This is a genomic window from Pseudomonas sp. RW409 (assembly GCF_003184125.1).
GTDB classification, from domain to species: Bacteria; Pseudomonadota; Gammaproteobacteria; order Pseudomonadales; family Pseudomonadaceae; genus Aquipseudomonas; species Aquipseudomonas chlororaphis_I.
This window is the reverse complement of record NZ_QHHP01000041.1, coordinates 1,037,602-1,054,335: the sequence shown is the minus strand read 5'-3', so window position 1 is coordinate 1,054,335 and position 16,734 is coordinate 1,037,602. Positions and strand designations below refer to the sequence as shown.

General features: G+C 59.9%; 16 protein-coding genes. 10 read left to right on the top strand and 6 right to left on the bottom strand.

Annotated features, from left to right (window positions below; all coding sequences use genetic code 11):
* Positions 1-8 precede the first annotated feature (8 nt).
* The 3 genes from DK261_RS25310 to DK261_RS25300 all read right to left on the bottom strand — a co-directional run bounded on the left by DK261_RS25310 (position 9) and on the right by DK261_RS25300 (position 4,376).
* Positions 9-1,322, bottom strand: a complete 1,314-nt coding sequence (locus DK261_RS25310; RefSeq protein WP_028682164.1) for an HlyD family type I secretion periplasmic adaptor subunit — start codon at positions 1,320-1,322, stop codon at positions 9-11.
* Positions 1,315-3,090 (bottom strand): type I secretion system permease/ATPase, encoded by a 1,776-nt coding sequence (locus DK261_RS25305; protein ID WP_009049538.1) that lies wholly within the window; start codon positions 3,088-3,090, stop codon positions 1,315-1,317. Before DK261_RS25305 ends, DK261_RS25310 begins: the two co-directional genes overlap by 8 nt.
* 548 nt (positions 3,091-3,638) lie before the next feature.
* Positions 3,639-4,376 (bottom strand): FadR/GntR family transcriptional regulator, encoded by a 738-nt coding sequence (locus DK261_RS25300; RefSeq protein ID WP_231999314.1) that lies wholly within the window; start codon positions 4,374-4,376, stop codon positions 3,639-3,641.
* A gap of 396 nt (positions 4,377-4,772) precedes the next feature.
* On the opposite strand from DK261_RS25300, the gene DK261_RS25295 reads away from it, so the two are divergent.
* From DK261_RS25295 to DK261_RS25265, 7 genes are all read left to right on the top strand, one after another.
* Positions 4,773-5,447: an amino acid ABC transporter permease gene (locus tag DK261_RS25295; protein ID WP_009049540.1), complete on the top strand. Its 675-nt coding sequence runs from the start codon at positions 4,773-4,775 to the stop codon at positions 5,445-5,447.
* Between the two features lie 2 nt (positions 5,448-5,449).
* The gene (locus DK261_RS25290; RefSeq protein ID WP_110176741.1) at positions 5,450-6,184 is read left to right on the top strand and encodes an amino acid ABC transporter permease; all 735 of its coding nucleotides are present in this window, start codon (positions 5,450-5,452) and stop codon (positions 6,182-6,184) included.
* A complete protein-coding gene (locus DK261_RS25285) occupies positions 6,181-6,966 on the top strand; it encodes an amino acid ABC transporter ATP-binding protein (protein WP_110176740.1) in 786 nt (261 codons plus the stop codon). Before DK261_RS25290 ends, DK261_RS25285 begins: the two co-directional genes overlap by 4 nt.
* Positions 6,967-6,993: 27 nt before the next feature.
* Positions 6,994-7,947: a bifunctional Delta(1)-pyrroline-2-carboxylate/Delta(1)-piperideine-2-carboxylate reductase gene (gene lhpI / locus DK261_RS25280; protein WP_110176739.1), complete on the top strand. Its 954-nt coding sequence runs from the start codon at positions 6,994-6,996 to the stop codon at positions 7,945-7,947.
* A gap of 101 nt (positions 7,948-8,048) precedes the next feature.
* The gene (gene lhpH, locus DK261_RS25275; protein WP_110176738.1) at positions 8,049-9,056 is read left to right on the top strand and encodes a trans-3-hydroxy-L-proline dehydratase; all 1,008 of its coding nucleotides are present in this window, start codon (positions 8,049-8,051) and stop codon (positions 9,054-9,056) included.
* A gap of 86 nt (positions 9,057-9,142) precedes the next feature.
* Positions 9,143-9,967 (top strand): transporter substrate-binding domain-containing protein, encoded by an 825-nt coding sequence (locus DK261_RS25270; protein ID WP_009049545.1) that lies wholly within the window; start codon positions 9,143-9,145, stop codon positions 9,965-9,967.
* A 74-nt stretch (positions 9,968-10,041) separates the two neighbouring features.
* Positions 10,042-10,233 (top strand): tautomerase family protein, encoded by a 192-nt coding sequence (locus tag DK261_RS25265; RefSeq protein ID WP_053269319.1) that lies wholly within the window; start codon positions 10,042-10,044, stop codon positions 10,231-10,233.
* A gap of 101 nt (positions 10,234-10,334) precedes the next feature.
* On the opposite strand, the gene DK261_RS25260 is transcribed toward DK261_RS25265, so the two are convergent.
* Positions 10,335-11,228, bottom strand: a complete 894-nt coding sequence (locus DK261_RS25260) for a DMT family transporter (protein ID WP_086009346.1) — start codon at positions 11,226-11,228, stop codon at positions 10,335-10,337.
* Positions 11,229-11,388: 160 nt separating this feature from the next.
* Between DK261_RS25260 and DK261_RS25255 the strand changes: the two genes are divergently transcribed.
* Complete coding sequence (locus tag DK261_RS25255; protein ID WP_053269321.1) at positions 11,389-12,822, top strand: PLP-dependent aminotransferase family protein; 1,434 nt, start codon at positions 11,389-11,391, stop codon at positions 12,820-12,822.
* Positions 12,823-12,983: 161 nt separating this feature from the next.
* Here DK261_RS25255 and DK261_RS25250 read toward each other — a convergent pair whose 3' ends face one another.
* A complete protein-coding gene (locus DK261_RS25250) occupies positions 12,984-13,943 on the bottom strand; it encodes a GlxA family transcriptional regulator (RefSeq protein WP_016703040.1) in 960 nt (319 codons plus the stop codon).
* 94 nt (positions 13,944-14,037) lie between these two features.
* On the opposite strand from DK261_RS25250, the gene DK261_RS25245 reads away from it, so the two are divergent.
* Positions 14,038-14,508, top strand: a complete 471-nt coding sequence (locus DK261_RS25245) for a tautomerase (protein WP_016703041.1) — start codon at positions 14,038-14,040, stop codon at positions 14,506-14,508.
* A gap of 112 nt (positions 14,509-14,620) precedes the next feature.
* On the opposite strand, the gene DK261_RS25240 is transcribed toward DK261_RS25245, so the two are convergent.
* Positions 14,621-15,370 (bottom strand): hydroxypyruvate isomerase family protein, encoded by a 750-nt coding sequence (locus tag DK261_RS25240; RefSeq protein ID WP_038633315.1) that lies wholly within the window; start codon positions 15,368-15,370, stop codon positions 14,621-14,623.
* Positions 15,371-15,564: 194 nt separating this feature from the next.
* Here DK261_RS25240 and DK261_RS25230 point away from each other — a divergent pair, with 194 nt between their 5' ends.
* On the top strand, positions 15,565-16,464 hold the full coding sequence (locus DK261_RS25230) for a GntR family transcriptional regulator (RefSeq protein WP_038633317.1): 900 nt from the start codon (positions 15,565-15,567) through the stop codon (positions 16,462-16,464).
* The last annotated feature ends 270 nt before the right edge of the window (positions 16,465-16,734 follow it).

Genomic DNA, 16,734 nt, shown 5'->3' with positions numbered 1-16,734 from the left:
TCCCACGGTCACTCCTCGATCATTGATTGAGACATTACATCCCGGGCCGGCTGCATCAGGTACTGCAACAGCGTGCGTTGCCCGGTGATGATCAACACGTCCGCCGGCATCCCCGGCAACAACTTGCGCTCACCCAAGGTGCGCACCCCGTGCTCGGTGACCCGGACCCGCGCCAGGTAATAGGCGGTCCCGGTCTTTTCGTTGGTCAGCCGGTCGGCCGAGACGCTGCTGACCTCGCCTTCGATCACTGGCGTGGTCGAGCTGTTGAACGCGCCGAAACGGATATCGGCGCGCTTGCCGATGCCGATGCGGTCGATGTCCACCGGCGCCACCTGGGCCTCTATGATCAGCTCCGAGACCGATGGCACGATGTCCAGCAAGGGCGTCGCCGAACGCACGACACCGCCGATGGTGTGCACCGTCATGCCGATCACCATGCCCGCGTCGGGGGCACGGATGACGATGCGGCTGAGGCGGTCTTCCAGGGCCGAGTTCTTCTCTTGCAGGTCGTAGATCTTGGTCTGCACCTCGGCCAGCTGCTTGGCCACGTCGGAATTGAAATCCTTGTCGACCTGGAGGATCTGCAACTGCGTTTCGTTGATCTGCAGGCGGGTCTTGTCGATGGTGGAACGGTGATCGGCCACCTCCGACCTGAGCATCCCCAGCTTGCGGTCCTGCTCGAGCAGGCGTTGCTTGTCGACGAACCCTTCCTTGAGCAACTCGGTCAACTCACCGATTTCACCGCTGTAGGATTTCTCCAGGCGCACCTTGACCGCGATCATCGACTCCAGGCCCTTGATCTGCTGGTGCAATTGGCCGATGCGCTCGCGCAGCACCGAGATCTGGCCCAGCCGCGAGCCGCGCCGCGCGTTGAATACCTGGGTCTCGCCCTGGCGCGCTTCCTCTCCTCGCACACTGGCGGATTCGGGCATCGCCCCAAAGTCGATCGCCGGCAACCCGTCGCGCTCGGCAATCAGCCTCGACTCCATGGCCCTGGCCGCGACCAGCAGGCCTTGGGTCGCCTCGTATTCGGAGCGCAGCTGGGCATCGTCGAGGATGATCAGCGGATCATCCTGCTTGACGATGTCGCCATCGTGGGCCAACACCGATTTGACGATGCCGCCTTCCAGGTGCTGGACCGTCTTGCGGTAAGTCTGCACGGTGACCACCCCCGGCGCGTAAGCGGCGCCATCCAGGGGCGCGAGCGCCGCCCAGGTGCCGAACAGGCCGAAGGTCACGCCGACAATCCCCATGCCCAGGCGGTGGGCCTTGCGATCGGATACCGGCAGGTCGGAGGAGCTTTCGATTTGACGATCAGGCATAGGATTCACCGCCATCGTCCTTACGGGCATCGATCGACGCCACGTTGGTCACCACCGGTACTGGCCCGGCATGTTTCGGGACCGGCGGTTGCTGCCCGCTGAGTTCGGCCAGCACTTCCTCGCGCGGCCCGTAGAGGCCGACCATCCCGGCTTTCATCACCAGCAGCCGGTCGAGTTGCGACACGATGTTGGTGCGGTGGGTAATCACGAACAGGGTCGCGCCGGTGTGCTTGATCTGCTGGATGGCGGCCGCCAGCGCGCGATCGCCGACCTCGTCGAGATTGGAGTTGGGTTCGTCGAGAATGATCAGCCGCGGGTTGCCGTACAGCGCGCGGGCCAGCCCGATGCGCTGGCGCTGCCCTGCCGAGAGCATGACGCCCTCGCTGCCGATGACGGTGTCGTAGCCATCGGGCAACAGCAGGATCATTTCGTGGACGCCAGCGGTCCTGGCGGCCTGGATAACCTTCGCCGAATCGATCTCGGCGAAGCGGGCAATGTTCTCGCCGATGCTGCCCTCGAACAGCTCGATGTCCTGGGGCAGGTAACCGATATACGGGCCAAGCTCATGCTTGTCCCAGGTGCTGATGTCCGCGCCATCCAGCCGGACCACCCCATGCTGCGGCGGCCAGACGCCGATCAGCGCCCGGGCCAGGGTCGACTTGCCCGAGGCGCTCGGGCCGATGATGCCAACCACGCAACCGGCCGGTACGCTGAAGCTGATGTTCTTGAGGATCGGGGTTTTCGAACCAGGTGCCGCGACAATCAGGTTCTCGACCTGCACGTTGCCCTCGGGCGCGGGCAAGGACAGGCGCTCGGGTTGCGCCTGCTGTTTGCCGAGGATGTCGTTCAGGCGGTTGTACTGCGAACGGGCGGCGATAAAGCCCTTCCAGCTGCCGATCATCAGGTCGATGGGCGCCAGTGCCCGCCCCAGCAGCACGGCCCCGGCGAACACCAGGCCGGCCCCCACCTGATGGTCCACCGCCAGGTAAGCCCCCAGGCCGAGCACCAGCGATTGCACCAGCAGGCGGAAAGTCCGCGAAAGCGTCGTGACCATGCCGCCCCGGTCGCTCGCCAGCGATTGCAGCAGCAGAACGCTTCTTTGCCGGCGCCCCCAGCGATCCATCAGGGTTTCCAGCATGCCCATGGACTCGATGACTTCGGCGTTGCGCAGGTTCTTGGTGGTATGGAGGGTCGCGCCGATGTACTCCTTGTTGGCCTGGGCCAGCACCGGCCCCGTGAGCTTCTCGTTGACGAAGGCGAGCACTATCAACAACAGCGCGCTGCCCGTCGCGACCCAGCCGAACCAGGGGTGGAACAGGAACATCACCGCGATATAGATCGGCAACCAGGGGGCGTCGAAAAAGGCGAACAGGCCGCTGCTGGAAAGAAACTGCCGCAAGCCCGTCAGGTCGTTGAGCGACTGGGCCGAGGCATCCATGCCGCCACTGTCCAGGGCCCGCTTGAAACTGGCCTTGTAGACCTGGCGACCGAGCAGCACATCCAGCCGGGTACTGACCCGCACCATGATGCGCGAACGCACCCATTCCAGGGAGCCGAGGGTGATCACCAGCCCGGTCATGATCAGCGTCAGCATGGCCAGGGTGGTCAGGCTGCCGCTGGTCATCACCCGCCCATACACCTGGAGCATGTAGAAGGTCGGGACGAGCATCAGCGCATTGATGAAGAAACTGAAAAAACCGACGAAAACAAAGCTGTCTCGACAGACCTTCAACGCATTTTTCAGACTGTTTTCAGGTGTGCTTTGCATTGAAAACCTCTGCTCGAAAGGCCAGCCTTTGTGGAGCTTAGATCATGCCGGACAGCTGCGTGCAGCCATTGGCCGGTTCGCCTCGGGCACCCGGAATGGTCCCGGCAACGGCCCGGCGCGCAAGCATGCGCAAGCGCCCCGCGGCCTTGAGAGCAGAGGGCTCTGGCACGGGCGTTTGGCGCCATCGTGGGTCGCTGGGAAGTGGCCGCTGCAAGGGCGCCGCGGGATGCCGGAACAGGCCTTCCAGGCGCACGACAGGGGCGCCGCACACCTGCTTCGCCCAGAAGAATCCGATTGTCGGTAGCGACAGGTGCAGTACACGCAGCGCCGGGGGTATCCCGATTAGTCTAGTTACTGGATTGACTGGCCGATCTTGCGATGACCAGCGGTGCGCTCGCAGCGGATAACAGGTATGCGGGAGGGGTAGTTTTTGTGCGCAAGCGACTGACTTCGATCGCAGGGTTGCGGGTCAGAGAGTCACTCAGGTCAGCAAGCGGTCCGGGAACGACCGCTTCCTGGACCGGCTTGCCGGGCCTGGCGCCCGCCTGTCACTCGCGGGTGTTGATATCGCGCTGCACCCGCTTGAGGTGGTTTTCAACGTAGAAGGCCGCTGCCTCTTCGTCGCCGGTGACTATCGCTTCGTAAATCAAACGATGCTCCGCCACATAGAGCTGGATGCGATTGGCATCGTATATGCCGTCGTCGCGCAAGCGATTCCACAACGGCTGCGCCATGCTCGCTGAAACCTCATCTGCGATTTTCACCATCAGCGCATCCTCGGTCATGACCGCGAGCTGACGGTGAAAAAGGCGGTCGGATTCGCTCCACAAGGCTTGCTGGCTTATGTCATTGACGTCCTTCACACCGGCCATCTGGGCCAGATAGTGCTCAGCCTGCGCATTGCGCTTGCCGCGCCTGGCCGCCAGTCGCGCAATAGCCGGTTCGATCAGAAGGCGTACCTCAAGAACGCTGTTGGGACTGAAGTCCGCTTCTGACCTGGAGTCACCCTGCATCGAGGGCTGCTCCATCACCCGCTCGGCAACGTAGGTGCCGGAGCCAAGGCGGGTCACCACCATTCCCTCATTCTGCAAGGCGCCTATCGCTTCACGAACAGCGGGCCGGCTCACCATGAAACGCTGTGCCAGGTCCCGCTCCGAAGGCAGGCGCGATCCGGGCAGGTAGACGCCATTGATGATTCCCGCGCGAATTTCATCGGCCACTTGTTCGTAAATTTGCTTGGGGCGGAAATCGCTTTGCATATCGCTTGGGTTGCTTTTCAAGACCACCTTACCAATTTTTCAGACTTACCTTACAAACCGCTCTAAATCGGGCGTATCACGACCAATTTTCTGATTTCCCTTATCAAACAGGTCGTTTTCCAAACCGAATCAGAACTTTCCGGGCCCTTCCATCGTTGCAACCTGCCAAAACTGGACGTAGGTTAGCCGACAACTGGAGCAAAAAACAGACCGGTATTCGCAATATCCGCCAGTCCTGCCCAGTGGAATAACCAGCCAACGCTTAATGCGGTTTCCATAAAACCAATTCCCCACAACCTTGTTGTGCAGAAGGCTCCAATGAATAACAAAAACATGAAGCTGAGAGTGGTCGGTTCTACGTTCGGGATTTCACATTCCCAGCCAGGGGCTCATTGCCCATTCACTCATCAATGAGGGCAGGACATGTCGTTATTGAACGAATACGGGGCGACGCTCCTTCTCGGCCTGGCGCTCACGCTGCTGCTCTCCGTGACCAGTTGGCTGGCCGCCTTTCTGATCGCCCTGGCACTCACGCTGTTGCGCATGACAAAAGTGCGGGCCCTGGAACTTCTGGTGCTGGCCTTCATCGAGTACCAGCGCAATGTCCCTCCACTGGTCCATATCTTCCTTTGGTACTTCGGGGTCGGCAGCGTACTGCCTGAGGCCCTCCAGGACTGGGTCAACGCCAACCATGGCGAGTTCATTTTCGCCGCGGTGGCCATTGCCCTCTACTACGGCGCCTACTTCGCCGAGGACATCCGCAGCGGCCTGCGCAGCATTGCGAAAGGCCAGCAAGAGGCCGCACGAGCCTTGGGCCTGAGCTACGCCGCAGCCATGCGCCGGGTAGTCCTGCCGCAAGCCCTGCGCGTCGCCATCGCCCCGCTTGTCAGCGGCACCGTGATGCTGGTGAAAACCACCAGCCTGGCCATGGTGATCGGCGTCATGGAACTCACGTACGTGACCAAGGAGATCTCCAGCGCCACCTTTCGCATCTTCGAAACCTACGCGATCAGCACCGTGATGTACGTAGTGGTCGCGCTCGGCCTGCTGTTCCTCGGCAACTGGTTGGGCCAGTGCCTGCGGATAAAGGGACGCTGATCATGCTCGACATCATCCACGAGTACTGGCTTCTGTTCCTGATCGGGGCTTACCCGAATGGTCCGCTGGGTGGCGTGGTTGCCACGCTGCTCCTGTCGATCACAGGTATCGGCCTGGCCCTCCCCCTGAGCGTGCTGCTCGCGCTGGCCCAGCTCAGCGGGTACAGGGTGCTTCGCTACCCGGCTTGCGCGGTGCGATACGTACTTCGCAGCATCCCGCTGGTCATGCTGATTTTTGCCACCTACTTCATCGTACCGATGATCCTGGGACGCCCCGTTGCCGGGTTCACGACCATGGCGGTGACCCTGGTGATCTTCCAGGCCACCTACCTGGCCGAAATCGTTCGAGCCGGCATCGAGGCGTTGCCGCGCGGCCAGGTGGAAGCGGCTGCGGCCCTGGGCATGGGCTACTGGACACGGACCTGCAGGATCGTCCTGCCCCAGGCGCTGAAGAACATGCTGCCCAGCATGGTTGGCCAGTTCGTCACCACCATCAAGGACACCTCGCTGGGGTACGTCATCGGGGTGAATGAGCTGACCTACGCCGCCAACCAGGTGAACAGCAGCGTCCTGACGCAACCCTTCGGCGTCTTCCTGGTGCTGTCGCTCGTTTACTTCGCCATCTGCTTCACCCTGACACAGTCCGTTCGGGTGCTGGAGGCACGTATCGAGCGCCGCAACTCCCACACGTTCCCCCTTCCCCGCGTCCGTACTTCCAGTGAGCCTGTAGCGCAATGACGACCATGAAATCCATCGCCCGGCGCACCGGCACCGAGCCCCAGGAAAACCTCATCATTCAATTGAGCGGCGTCGAAAAGTGGTACGGCGAGCATCGCGTACTGACGAACTTCACCGCCGCGGTCAAACGAGGCGAAGTCGTGGTCCTGTGTGGCCCCTCCGGGTCCGGCAAGTCCACGCTGATTCGCACCTTGAATCGCCTGGAGGAAATCAACGCCGGCACCATCCGTGTCAACGGACAAGACGTGCAGGGCAAGCGCGTCGACATCAACAGCCTGCGCAGCCACATCGGCTTCGTCTTCCAGCAGTTCAACCTCTTCCCCCACCTCTCGGTGCTGGAGAACGTCACTTGCGGGCCGCTCTGGGTCAACAAGGCCGATCGCCAGGCGAGCCTGGAGATGGCCCTGGAGCTCCTGGCCAAGGTCGGGCTCGGGCACAAGGCGGATGCCTACCCCAACCAACTGTCCGGCGGCCAGCAGCAGCGCGTGGCGATTGCCCGGGCGCTGGCGATGAAACCTCCGGTGATGCTGTTTGACGAGCCGACCAGTGCCCTCGACCCCGAGATGGTGGGCGAGGTGCTTGCCGTCATGAAGGCGCTCGCCAGTGAAGGCATGACCATGGTGTGCGTTACCCACGAGATGAAGTTCGCGCGCGAGGTCGCGGACGTCGTGTGGTTCATCGACCAGGGAGAACTCCTGGAGGTTGCCCCTCCGGAGGCGTTCTTCAGCGCGCCGAAACACCCCCGTGCCAAAAAATTCCTCTCCGATATCCACCGCCACTGAATGTCACTTTCCACCTGGAGCATCTGCATGAGTACTCGGTTCCCTGCTGCAACCGCACACAACGACGCCCCGATCATCATCTGTGACCGGGCCAGGACTGCGGCGCTTCTGGATTTCAACAGGCTGGTCGAGGCCATCGCACAGGCAGCGCTGGAGGTGGCTGCCGGCCAAATCCACAGCCCGGAGCGAATGGTCGTCCCCTTGGGCGAGGCTGGAGTCATGCTGAGCATGCCCGCCACCGCCCAGGACATCGGCTTTCACAAACTGGTCAACGTCCATCCCGGCAATACCCAGCGCCAGCTTCCCACCATCCATGGCGCCGTGACCCTTTGCGACGCAGCCACCGGCCAGGTCATTTGCCTGCTGGATGGGCCGGAGCTCACCGGGCGCCGTACCGCCGCGGTGACGCTCCTGGCGATCCGTACCCTGCTCAAACGGGAGCCGCGGCAGATCCTGCTTTTCGGTACCGGCGTCCAGGCGCGCTACCACGTGCAGGCAATCCATGCGATCTATCCGCAAAGCACGGTGTGGGTACGTGGGGTGGATGCACAGGCAGCCTCGCAGTTCTGCGCCGGCAATCGCCAGCTGCATGGGCACCTGGAGCCCTGTGGCCCTGACATTCCGGCTGAAGTGGACGTCGTCGTCACGCTGACCACCAGCACCGAGCCGGTCTACAACGAGCCCGCCCGGGCGGGGCGAGTTGTCATAGGCGTAGGCGCCTTCAAACCGGAAATGGCCGAGCTGGGGAAAGTGACCCTGGACGCAAGCGACCTCTACACCGACGACCCGGCCGGCGCCCGGCACGAGGCAGGCGACCTGCTGCAGGCCGGCATTGACTGGTCCCGCGTGAGCTCGCTGGCCGACGCGCTCCGCAAGGACGTCGACACGTCTCGCCCCGCCGTTTTCAAGAGCGTGGGCACCGCAGCCTGGGACCTGGCCGCCGCTCGTGTGGCGCTTCAGGCGCTCGCCGCGGGCGAGTGAACGAACCCGGTCGCTGATAGCCGATCCCCCCCTCGCAAGCGCGGGCCGCTGAACCGGCCAGCGCTCTTGCGGATCGCTACATCTTCAAAAGGACTCTATCCATGCAAATTTCTCGCACCATTAGCACCGTCGAAGTCCATACCGGCGGCGAACCGTTTCGCATCGTCACCTCGGGTCTCCCGAGCATGCAGGGAAAAACCATCATCGAGCGCCGGACCTGGCTGCTGGAAAACGCCGATGAGATCCGCCAGGCGCTGATGTTCGAGCCGCGCGGTCACGCCGACATGTATGGCGGCTACCTGACGGAGCCCGTCTCCCCGAATGCCGATTTCGGCATCATCTTCGTGCATAACGAGGGGTACAGCGATCACTGCGGTCACGGCGTCATTGCACTCGCCACTGCCGCGGTGGAGCTGGGCTGGGTAACGCGGCAGACTCCGGAAACCCGCGTGGGTATCGACGCGCCCTGCGGCTTCATCGAGGCCTTTGTGCAGTGGGATGGTTGCCATGCCAACGGCGTGCGCTTCATCAACGTCCCGTCCTTTATCTACAAGCGCGATGTGACGGTAGAGACGCCTACCTATGGCGCCGTCACCGGCGATATCGCCTACGGCGGCGCCTTCTACTTCTATACCAACGCAGCGCCCTATGGCCTGGAGATTCGCGAGCCGTCGATTGAAGCGCTGAAGCAGTTCGGCGCAGAAGTCAAAAAGGCCGCCAACCTGGCCTGCCCGGTCGTTCATCCCGACATTGCGGGCATCAACCATATCTATGGAACCATCATCGACGGCGCACCGCGCCATCCGGGATCGACCCAGGCCAACTGCTGCATCTTCGCGGACAGGGAAGTCGATCGCTCGCCGACCGGCTCCGGTACGGGCGGTCGAGTTGCCCAACTGTATCTGCGAGGTGAAATCACCCGCGAGGATGTGCTCGTCAACGAGTCCGTCATCGGGTCCGTCTTCAGCGCCAAAGTCATCGATGAAACCCGTGTCGGCGAGTTCTCCGCCGTCATTCCAGAAGTGTCCGGCTCCGCTTATATCTGCGGTTTCTGCAACTGGATTCTCGATGATCGGGATCCCCTGAAAAACGGCTTCCTGGTCCGCTAATCGCCCCCCTGGAAACAACGCGAACGGGTTCGTGTTGGCTCAACAGGCCATGCAAATTTCAGTACAAGAAATCTGAGGATGTCGCAATGAAACTTCGAACAGTGGTCCTGATTCCGGTGGTTGCAGGTTGCTTTTTTCTGGCCACGGCCCAGGTGCGTGCGGACCAGCTGGCTGATGTCAAAACCAAGGGGACACTGCTTTGCGGGGTCCTGGATATTTTCGAACCCTTTGGCTACACGGACACCGGCAGTCGAGCCGTCGTCGGTTATGACGTGGATATCTGCAATGCGGTCGCCAAGAGACTCGGCGTCAAGGCGGATATCAAGCCGGTATCCATCGAGGCGAGAATCCCCCAACTGCAACAGGGCCATATGGACCTGCTGGCAGCCGGCCTGGCGTACTCGGCACAACGCGCCGGGCAAATCGACTACTCGGATGCCTACTACGTCAGCCAGAACATTGTCGCGGCACGGAGCAGCCGTGGCTTCACCTCTATCGGCGATCTGGCGGGCAAGCGAATCAGCTTCGTGAAGGGCTCCATCAGCGAGAACTACATCAAGGAGCAGATACCCACCGCCACGGCCATCGGCTTCGAGGATGTATCGACGGCTTTCACCGCCCTGATGCAAGGCAAGGTCGAGGGTTTCAGCACCTCCGAAGAGACCTTCCATAAACTTGCCAGCCGTCTCGGCGCCAATGCATCCAGCTACGCCATCGTTCAGCCTGCCATCGGCCGCGAGGTGTGGGGGCTGGGGGTGCGAAAAGGCCAGAAGGCCATGCTCCAGGCCGTCAATGGCGCCTTGCAGGACATGGAAGCGTCCGGCGAAAGCCAGGCGATTTTCGACAAGTGGCTCGGCGCGCAAACCCTGTACAAGATGAATCGCTCGTTCAAGGTCGAACCCATCAAGTGAACGGAGAACAGCGCCGGACCTTCGCTGGTGGGCCGGCGCTCTCCTCCCCCCATCGTTTCGTTGAGGATGTCGTCATGCCCATTATCCGGGTCGAACTCCTGCCAGGCCGAACGCAGCAGCAGAAAGCCTTGTACGCCGCCGAAGCGACTCGGCTGGCCGCCGAAATCCTGAAGTGTGCGACTGAATCCGTCGACGTGATCTTTACCGAAACCGCCCCCCAGGACTGGGCCCGAGCTGGACGCCTGTACTCACCTGCACCCGACTAGCCCAGCCTCTCTAGCCGTTGTCAGGGGAGTTTCTGGGCATGAGGAACTGGCAATCCGCCCCTGACCACCGAGAGATTGCCAGCATTCAAAATGCCCATTGCTTATCTGCCCCATCCGAGAAGCCGTTCTACCGGCAATTTGGTGATGGCAAAGCCTGCCAGCAGCAACAGCGAATAGAGGATCAACTGTCGAGAGATGGCCGTGCCTTCGTACCAGGCGCCGAGAAGGACGGCGAATACTGGAAAGATGATGAATACGAACGACAGAATGACCGGGCTCAAGCGCTTGAGCAGGAAAAAATAGACAATGAAGCCACCCACGGAAGCCACCAGCCCCAGATAGGTCAATGCCAGCCAGGAACGCGGCGTCACGCTGGCAAGGTCGGGATGTTCCAGCACCAAGCCCGTCATGAACAGCCCCAGCCCGGCAATGCCGATCGGCAGGGTATTGAATGTGATAACCCCTATCTCGGCGCCTCTCTGCTTGGTAATGACATAGCAAAGGGCGTGCATCACAGCCGCGATCAGGATAGCGATCACTCCGAAAAGCTCCGAGTAATCGAGATGCAGTCCCTGTGTCTTGATAATCATGAACAAGCTGCCGAAGCCAATGGCTATGCCGACAACTTGCGAAAAAAATATCTTTTCTCTCAGGAAGATGGACGAAAAGATCAGGATGAAAACCGGCATGCTGCTGAACAAAAGTGCCGTCAGCCCGGAAGCAACAGACTGCTCGCCGTAGTTCAGCAGGTAATACGGCACGCTGAAGTAACACAGGGTGACAAAGATGAAAAAACCAAAGTTCTTGCGGGGGAAAAATATCGATTCGCGCCGTACCCACGCAAACCCCAGGAACAGCGGAAAGGCGATCAAGAAACGCAAACCTGCAGCTGTCAGTGGTGGCACGCTCTCCACCGCTATCTTGATGCCGAGCCATGTGGTCCCCCAACTGAGACAGACCACCAGAAAGAGCAATGTGGTGACCAAGCCCGCCATCCATCTCCCTGCTGCAGGCTGATCCTGCACTTCCATGCTGATTGACATGTTTTTATTTGGCTCCTAAGGTGATTTTTTAATATTGATAGGATTCATTCCTAATGAATTATCTTATTCGCTCAATATTTTTGATTCGATATCAGGTTAATTTGAGGAAAATATGCCCGTCAAACCCGTTATTGACACCATTTCAATCTTCAAGAATGCCCTGCAAGAGGGTCCTGGGCCCAAGTACATGCGGCTTGCTCAGGGCATAGAGCAGGCCATCAACAACGGCGCTATCGGACAAGGTCTCAAACTTCCGCCACATCGCATCCTGGCCGACAAGATTGGCGTTACTGCCGGAACCGTCAGTCGGGCCTATTCGGAACTGGAGCGCATGGGGCTGGTCATGGCGCGGGTGGGCGATGGCACCTTCGTTCGTGCACGCGAGCAGGAACGCCCTCGCGATGCCGGCTTTCGCAACTTCATCGAGGCAGCGGATGAATGCCACGATATGAGTCGCAACATGCACATCCCCGGTATGGAAGCCACGTTGCTGGCGCGCACGATGGCGCAGCTGTCGGGAGATGTGGAGCGACTGCAGGAATTGATGCTCTACACGCCAGACATGGGTATTCAGCGCCACCGACAAGCCGGTGCCCAATGGCTGGCGCATGGTGACTTCAGGTCATCGGCCGAGCAGATCCTCTGCGTCAATGGCAGCCAGCACGGCCTGCTGACGGTCCTCATTGCAATGCTGCGTGCTGGAGACACGCTGGTCACGGAACACCTCACCTATCCAGGCCTCATCAGCGTCGCTCGATTTCTGGGTATCAAGGTCCTGGGTATAGAAATGGATGAGGAGGGGTTGATCCCTGCATCGCTTGCTGAGATTTGCGGCATCAATCGAGTCTCTGCTTTGTACTGCACGCCGACGATACAAAATCCGACCACAGCGATTCTCAGCCCCGAGCGCCGTAAGGAAATTGCGCAGATATGCCGCGAACACAATGTGCTGATCATCGAGGACGAGACCCATGGCGTGCTGATGCAGGACAGGCCAATGCCAATCGGCATGTACGCACCTGAGCGCGGGATCATCATCAGCAGCTTGAGCAAAGGAGTCGCCGCGGGACTTCGGGCTGGATATGTCCATGTACCGCAGGCGCTGGTAGGACGCCACGCCGCAGCGATTCGCAACAGCTGCTGGATGGCTTCGCCACTGCCCCATGAGATCGCCTACCTCTGGATTGAAGATGGCACTGCACGCTCACTGCTGCATCAGCAGATAGCGGAAATAGAGCGCCGTAAGCAGGCGGTCGAAAAACTGCTGCAAGGGCTGACCTACAGAACGCATCAATACAGCCCTCACTTCTGGATCGAGGTACCGGCTCCCTGGCGCGCATCGGAAATCGAGTACTCGCTACGCCAGCGCAATCACCTGATCTCGATCGCCGATGCCTTCAGCATCGGTAAAGGCACGGTTCCACAATTCGTCCGCGCGAGCGTCAGTAATGCCTCTGGCGGTGATCAGGCCCTGCATGATGGGTTCGCGATGCTCGCCCAGGTGCTGCGCCACGGAATCAATCAAGAGTCCTCGATGCTTCTATAGAATCCATTCAAGTGTTGCGCCAAACACTTTCCGCCGCCTGCAGTCGGTACCGCAGCGAGGCAAGCACCACAACCGGTGTCCAAGGTTAAGGCCAGTTCATGAAAGACGGGCTCAGTCACACAAGAGAAGCCCTCAGAGGATGTCTTTTTGTTCCTGCTGCACTACCTCAGTTGTCTCGGGGTCGCATTCAAGTGCTTCTTCAAGAGGCGGCGCAAAGCCGTTGGATCGCTGAAACCCACTTGCTCGGCGACAGACTCCACCGAGCATCGACTACTTTCCAGTAGCGCTCGCGCCTTATTCAACTGGACAGTTCGAATTAAGTGCAAAGGCCCATGCCCTGTAGCCTTGGATACCCGCCTGGATAGCGTTCGTGTACTCATTCGCATCTTTTCCGCCAGAGAATCAACACTCACCGGCATTGGAAGCGACACCTCGACATGAGCGATCAGCTGCGCAATCAGCTCACCATGTGCCATCAACGCCGGCACCATAAAGGGTGATTGCAACTGCCGCTGATTTAGAAGCAAAGCTTTGGCCACTGCGGCGACCAGTTCCGGACCAAAACGTTGGCCGATCAAGTGCATCAATAAATCGGTGTGTCCCAAGGCTGCGCCCGCAGTAACCAGGGGAGCATCCTCAATCACCATACGGTCCGGGTCGACGTTACAGCAACCTGCCGCTAGCTGCCGCAATGTGGCGGCCAGCCACCAAGTCGTCGTAACCGTTTTCCCTTCAGTCAGTCCAGCTGCGTGCAAGAGAAATACGGCTGAACATGACGCCGCAACAGTCCCGCCAGCGGCCACATGCTGACGTAAAGCGGCCAGCACTGACTCAATCTCAGGCTGCAGCAAACTCGACTCCAACTCAGTCGAATCATCAACATCCAACCCAGGAAGAATCCAGCAGGCTCGTCCATCAGACGGGAGTGTCAACCTCTGCGTGAGCAGACTCAGACCTCCACCTAATGAAATGGGCCCCTCTACTGTTGAGCAGACAATCCAGCGTGGCTCTGGCAAACCTAGCCGTGGCGCCAACTTTGATGCAGTTGAAAGTATGTCCAAGGACAACGTGACACTGGAGGCAAACGCCCCAGGGGGGACAACAACAATGAAATCGTTCATTGGCCGATTCTGCACGAAAGATGTCTGATCAGCCAATTCCGCCTCAAAGCGGATAACGCTTCAATGGTGTCCCTCTCATCAGGAACATCCATTCATGCCAAACATCACGATTAAACTGCCCGCCAATGTGCTGAGCGAAGGCACCATTCAACAACTTCTGGCAGCTGTTGACTGCGCAGCAGTAGAAGCCACCGGGCTCGGCAATGATCCTCGTCAGCGGCTTCTGTGTTGGGTCATGCTCGATGAGGTTGCTGATTCACGCTGGATGTGTGGTGGGCGTAGCGACTTCGACCAATTCATACCCTGCCACATACAGGTACTGGCTCCTGCCGGAGAATTGAATGCCGGGCGCCGGGCTCACTACGCCGCAGTACTGCATAAGGCAATTGCCGGTTGCCTGAGCGCGGAAGATCCTCGTGTGCTGATGACCTCCATCGTGATAAACGACGTGGTGGATGGGACCTGGGCCGCTAACGGCGATATCTGGCATCTGTCGGATTTCGTCAGGGTTGCCGGTTACGCACGTCAGGATGTTGTGACAGACACTTCACCCCAGCAGATATAACCACTGTAGCTACCTGGGGCTTCTGCCTTTGATGGCGGCGATTGAAAAGCTGAATGGGTAGAATCGCCGCCATCTCTACCTATTCAGCTTTTCAAAGGGTCTCGCACAGAACCTAGGCACTTAGCTGCTTGATCCAGTCAAGGCTCGCAACAGTAGCGCCGGAGGGGCGGTATTCACAGCCGATCCATCCTGGGTAGCCACGCTGCTCCAGCGCCGCGAACAAGGCAGCAAAGTCCATGCTCCCCGTTCCCGGCTCGTGACGGCCCGGGCAGTCGGCAATTTGCACATGGACGGTCCTGTCATAAAACCGGGCCAGAACCCCGGCTGCATCTCCGGTCAGAAGCTGGGCATGGTAAAGATCGAGAATCAGCCCGACACTCGCAAAGCGCTCCAGCACCTGATGCGCCTTGTCGAAGTCAGACATGTAGTAGTCCGGCATCGCCTGCGCACTGATCACTTCGATAAGCGGCCGCAGCCCCTGGTCTTCGAAGTATTTGACTGCGTACTCCAGGTTGCTCCCAAAGGTAAGTGCCGCCTCATCCTGTGTCGTCACTCCTGACATGATGTGGACATCCGAACACGCCAGCGCCTTGGCGTAGCTCACAGCCTGGCGCAAGCCGTCGCGAAACTCTTCTTCCTTGCCCTGCAAGGCAGCAATGCCTTTGGTAACCCCGGCCGGTGCCGCGAACTGAATCAACGACAGGCTGTGCTGAGCCAGGTGGTCGGCCAGGAGACTGGCGTCGAACTCATAGGGCGACGGGAACTCCACCGCCCGAAAACCAGCGGCGGCGGCAGCCTCGATGCGCTGCAGAAAAGGCCATTCATTGAACTGGAAACCGAGATGAGCATTGAACTTGAGCATGGGGTAAACATCCGTCCTGGGAAGAAATGAAATCATCAGCCTGGAGCATCCTGCGCATCTCCAGCACTGCACTGTCGGGCGTGGTCAATTTGCGCGGATCCCCACACCTTCGTATGGTATTTTCCAACTCCAGTCCGGTGGGGGCTCCCGCCCCAGCGGAAACGGACTGACGTCAATCATCCGAGAGAGAGCCTGTGATCAAGAAAGACCTCGCCTTGCAGTTGGCCCCCCGCGTTATCGAGATGATTCGCGCGCGCTCGATGAAAGCCGGCGAGCCGTTGCGCGAGCAGACGTTTGCCCAGGCGCTGGGTGTTTCGCGCTCGCCGGTCCGGCGAGTGTTTGCCTTGCTCGCGGAATGGGACCTCGCCATCCAGGAACCCAATCGTGGCTACTTTCTGAAACAAGACGCCGGGCAGATTCAAGAAACGACCTTCGCGCTCGCCAGCGATCCTTTCGAAGACTTTTACCTTCGGGTGGTCGACGACATTCTGGGGGGCGAGATACCTGAGCACTTTTTCGAAGCCCAGCTGCTGCGCCGTTACGAAGTGCCGCGCGGGCAGTTGCTCAAGGTCTTGAACAGGCTGGCCAGCGAAGCCATGGTGGAACGCAAGCCGGGGCAAGGATGGGGTCTGAAGGACTTCGTGCATAACGCCCAGGCACACATCCAGAGCTACCGCTTCCGCATGGCCATCGAACCGGCGGCCCTGCTCGAGCCGGGTTATCAGGTCAATCACGCCGCGTTCGCCCAGGCCAGGCAGCAACAGCAGGCCCTGCTCGACGGGGATATCCAGACCTTGTCCCGTGCCCAGCTGTTCCAGGTGGGCGCCCAGTTTCACGAACTGATCGTGCAGTGCTCCGGCAATGTGTTTTTCATCGATGCCATACGCCAGCAGAATCAGCTCAGGCGCTTCATCGGCTACAAGGCCAACGTCGACCGCACCCGTCTTATGGCGCAATGCCAGGAGCACATCCATTTGCTCGACCTCATCGAATCTGATCGGCGCGAAGAAGCCGCGCAATTTCTCTGGAAGCATCTGGACGAAGTAGGTCGTCTCAAGACTCAACAGGACGTCATGCCAGATGAGGGGATATAGAGCGCGCCCCTGACACCCGTTGACTGATCGAGGCTTTGTCGGAGCGCTCCAATCATCCGCCGGCCAGCTTACCACGATTGTTTCTAATTAACACAAAATACAAAAATACCGCCACCCGACGACGTGATGTGGCCCGCCGCTCAATCCAGAAGACGGCACCTCTCCCCCCAAACCCGTCGACCTCCAGAAATTCATTGCTGGGCTGGCCGCGCCGGACATCAAGGACGTCGTCGTCAAACAGATTGAGCTTCCAATCGGCTCACCCAAACC

Excerpts from the sequence above, each read along its gene's own strand:
- DK261_RS25290 (WP_110176741.1), top strand. The coding sequence starts at position 5,450 with ATGCTCGACATCATCCACGAGTACTGGCTTCTGTTCCTGATCGGGGCT.
- DK261_RS25265 (WP_053269319.1), top strand. The coding sequence starts at position 10,042 with ATGCCCATTATCCGGGTCGAACTCCTGCCAGGCCGAACGCAGCAGCAG.
- DK261_RS25240 (WP_038633315.1), bottom strand. The coding sequence starts at position 15,370 with ATGCTCAAGTTCAATGCTCATCTCGGTTTCCAGTTCAATGAATGGCCT.
- DK261_RS25295 (WP_009049540.1), top strand. The coding sequence starts at position 4,773 with ATGTCGTTATTGAACGAATACGGGGCGACGCTCCTTCTCGGCCTGGCG.
- DK261_RS25270 (WP_009049545.1), top strand. The coding sequence starts at position 9,143 with ATGAAACTTCGAACAGTGGTCCTGATTCCGGTGGTTGCAGGTTGCTTT.
- lhpH (WP_110176738.1), top strand. The coding sequence starts at position 8,049 with ATGCAAATTTCTCGCACCATTAGCACCGTCGAAGTCCATACCGGCGGC.
- DK261_RS25250 (WP_016703040.1), bottom strand. The coding sequence starts at position 13,943 with ATGAACGATTTCATTGTTGTTGTCCCCCCTGGGGCGTTTGCCTCCAGT.
- DK261_RS25260 (WP_086009346.1), bottom strand. The coding sequence starts at position 11,228 with ATGGCGGGCTTGGTCACCACATTGCTCTTTCTGGTGGTCTGTCTCAGT.
- DK261_RS25310 (WP_028682164.1), bottom strand. The coding sequence starts at position 1,322 with ATGCCTGATCGTCAAATCGAAAGCTCCTCCGACCTGCCGGTATCCGAT.
- DK261_RS25285 (WP_110176740.1), top strand. The coding sequence starts at position 6,181 with ATGACGACCATGAAATCCATCGCCCGGCGCACCGGCACCGAGCCCCAG.
- DK261_RS25255 (WP_053269321.1), top strand. The coding sequence starts at position 11,389 with ATGCCCGTCAAACCCGTTATTGACACCATTTCAATCTTCAAGAATGCC.
- DK261_RS25305 (WP_009049538.1), bottom strand. The coding sequence starts at position 3,090 with ATGCAAAGCACACCTGAAAACAGTCTGAAAAATGCGTTGAAGGTCTGT.
- DK261_RS25245 (WP_016703041.1), top strand. The coding sequence starts at position 14,038 with ATGCCAAACATCACGATTAAACTGCCCGCCAATGTGCTGAGCGAAGGC.
- lhpI (WP_110176739.1), top strand. The coding sequence starts at position 6,994 with ATGAGTACTCGGTTCCCTGCTGCAACCGCACACAACGACGCCCCGATC.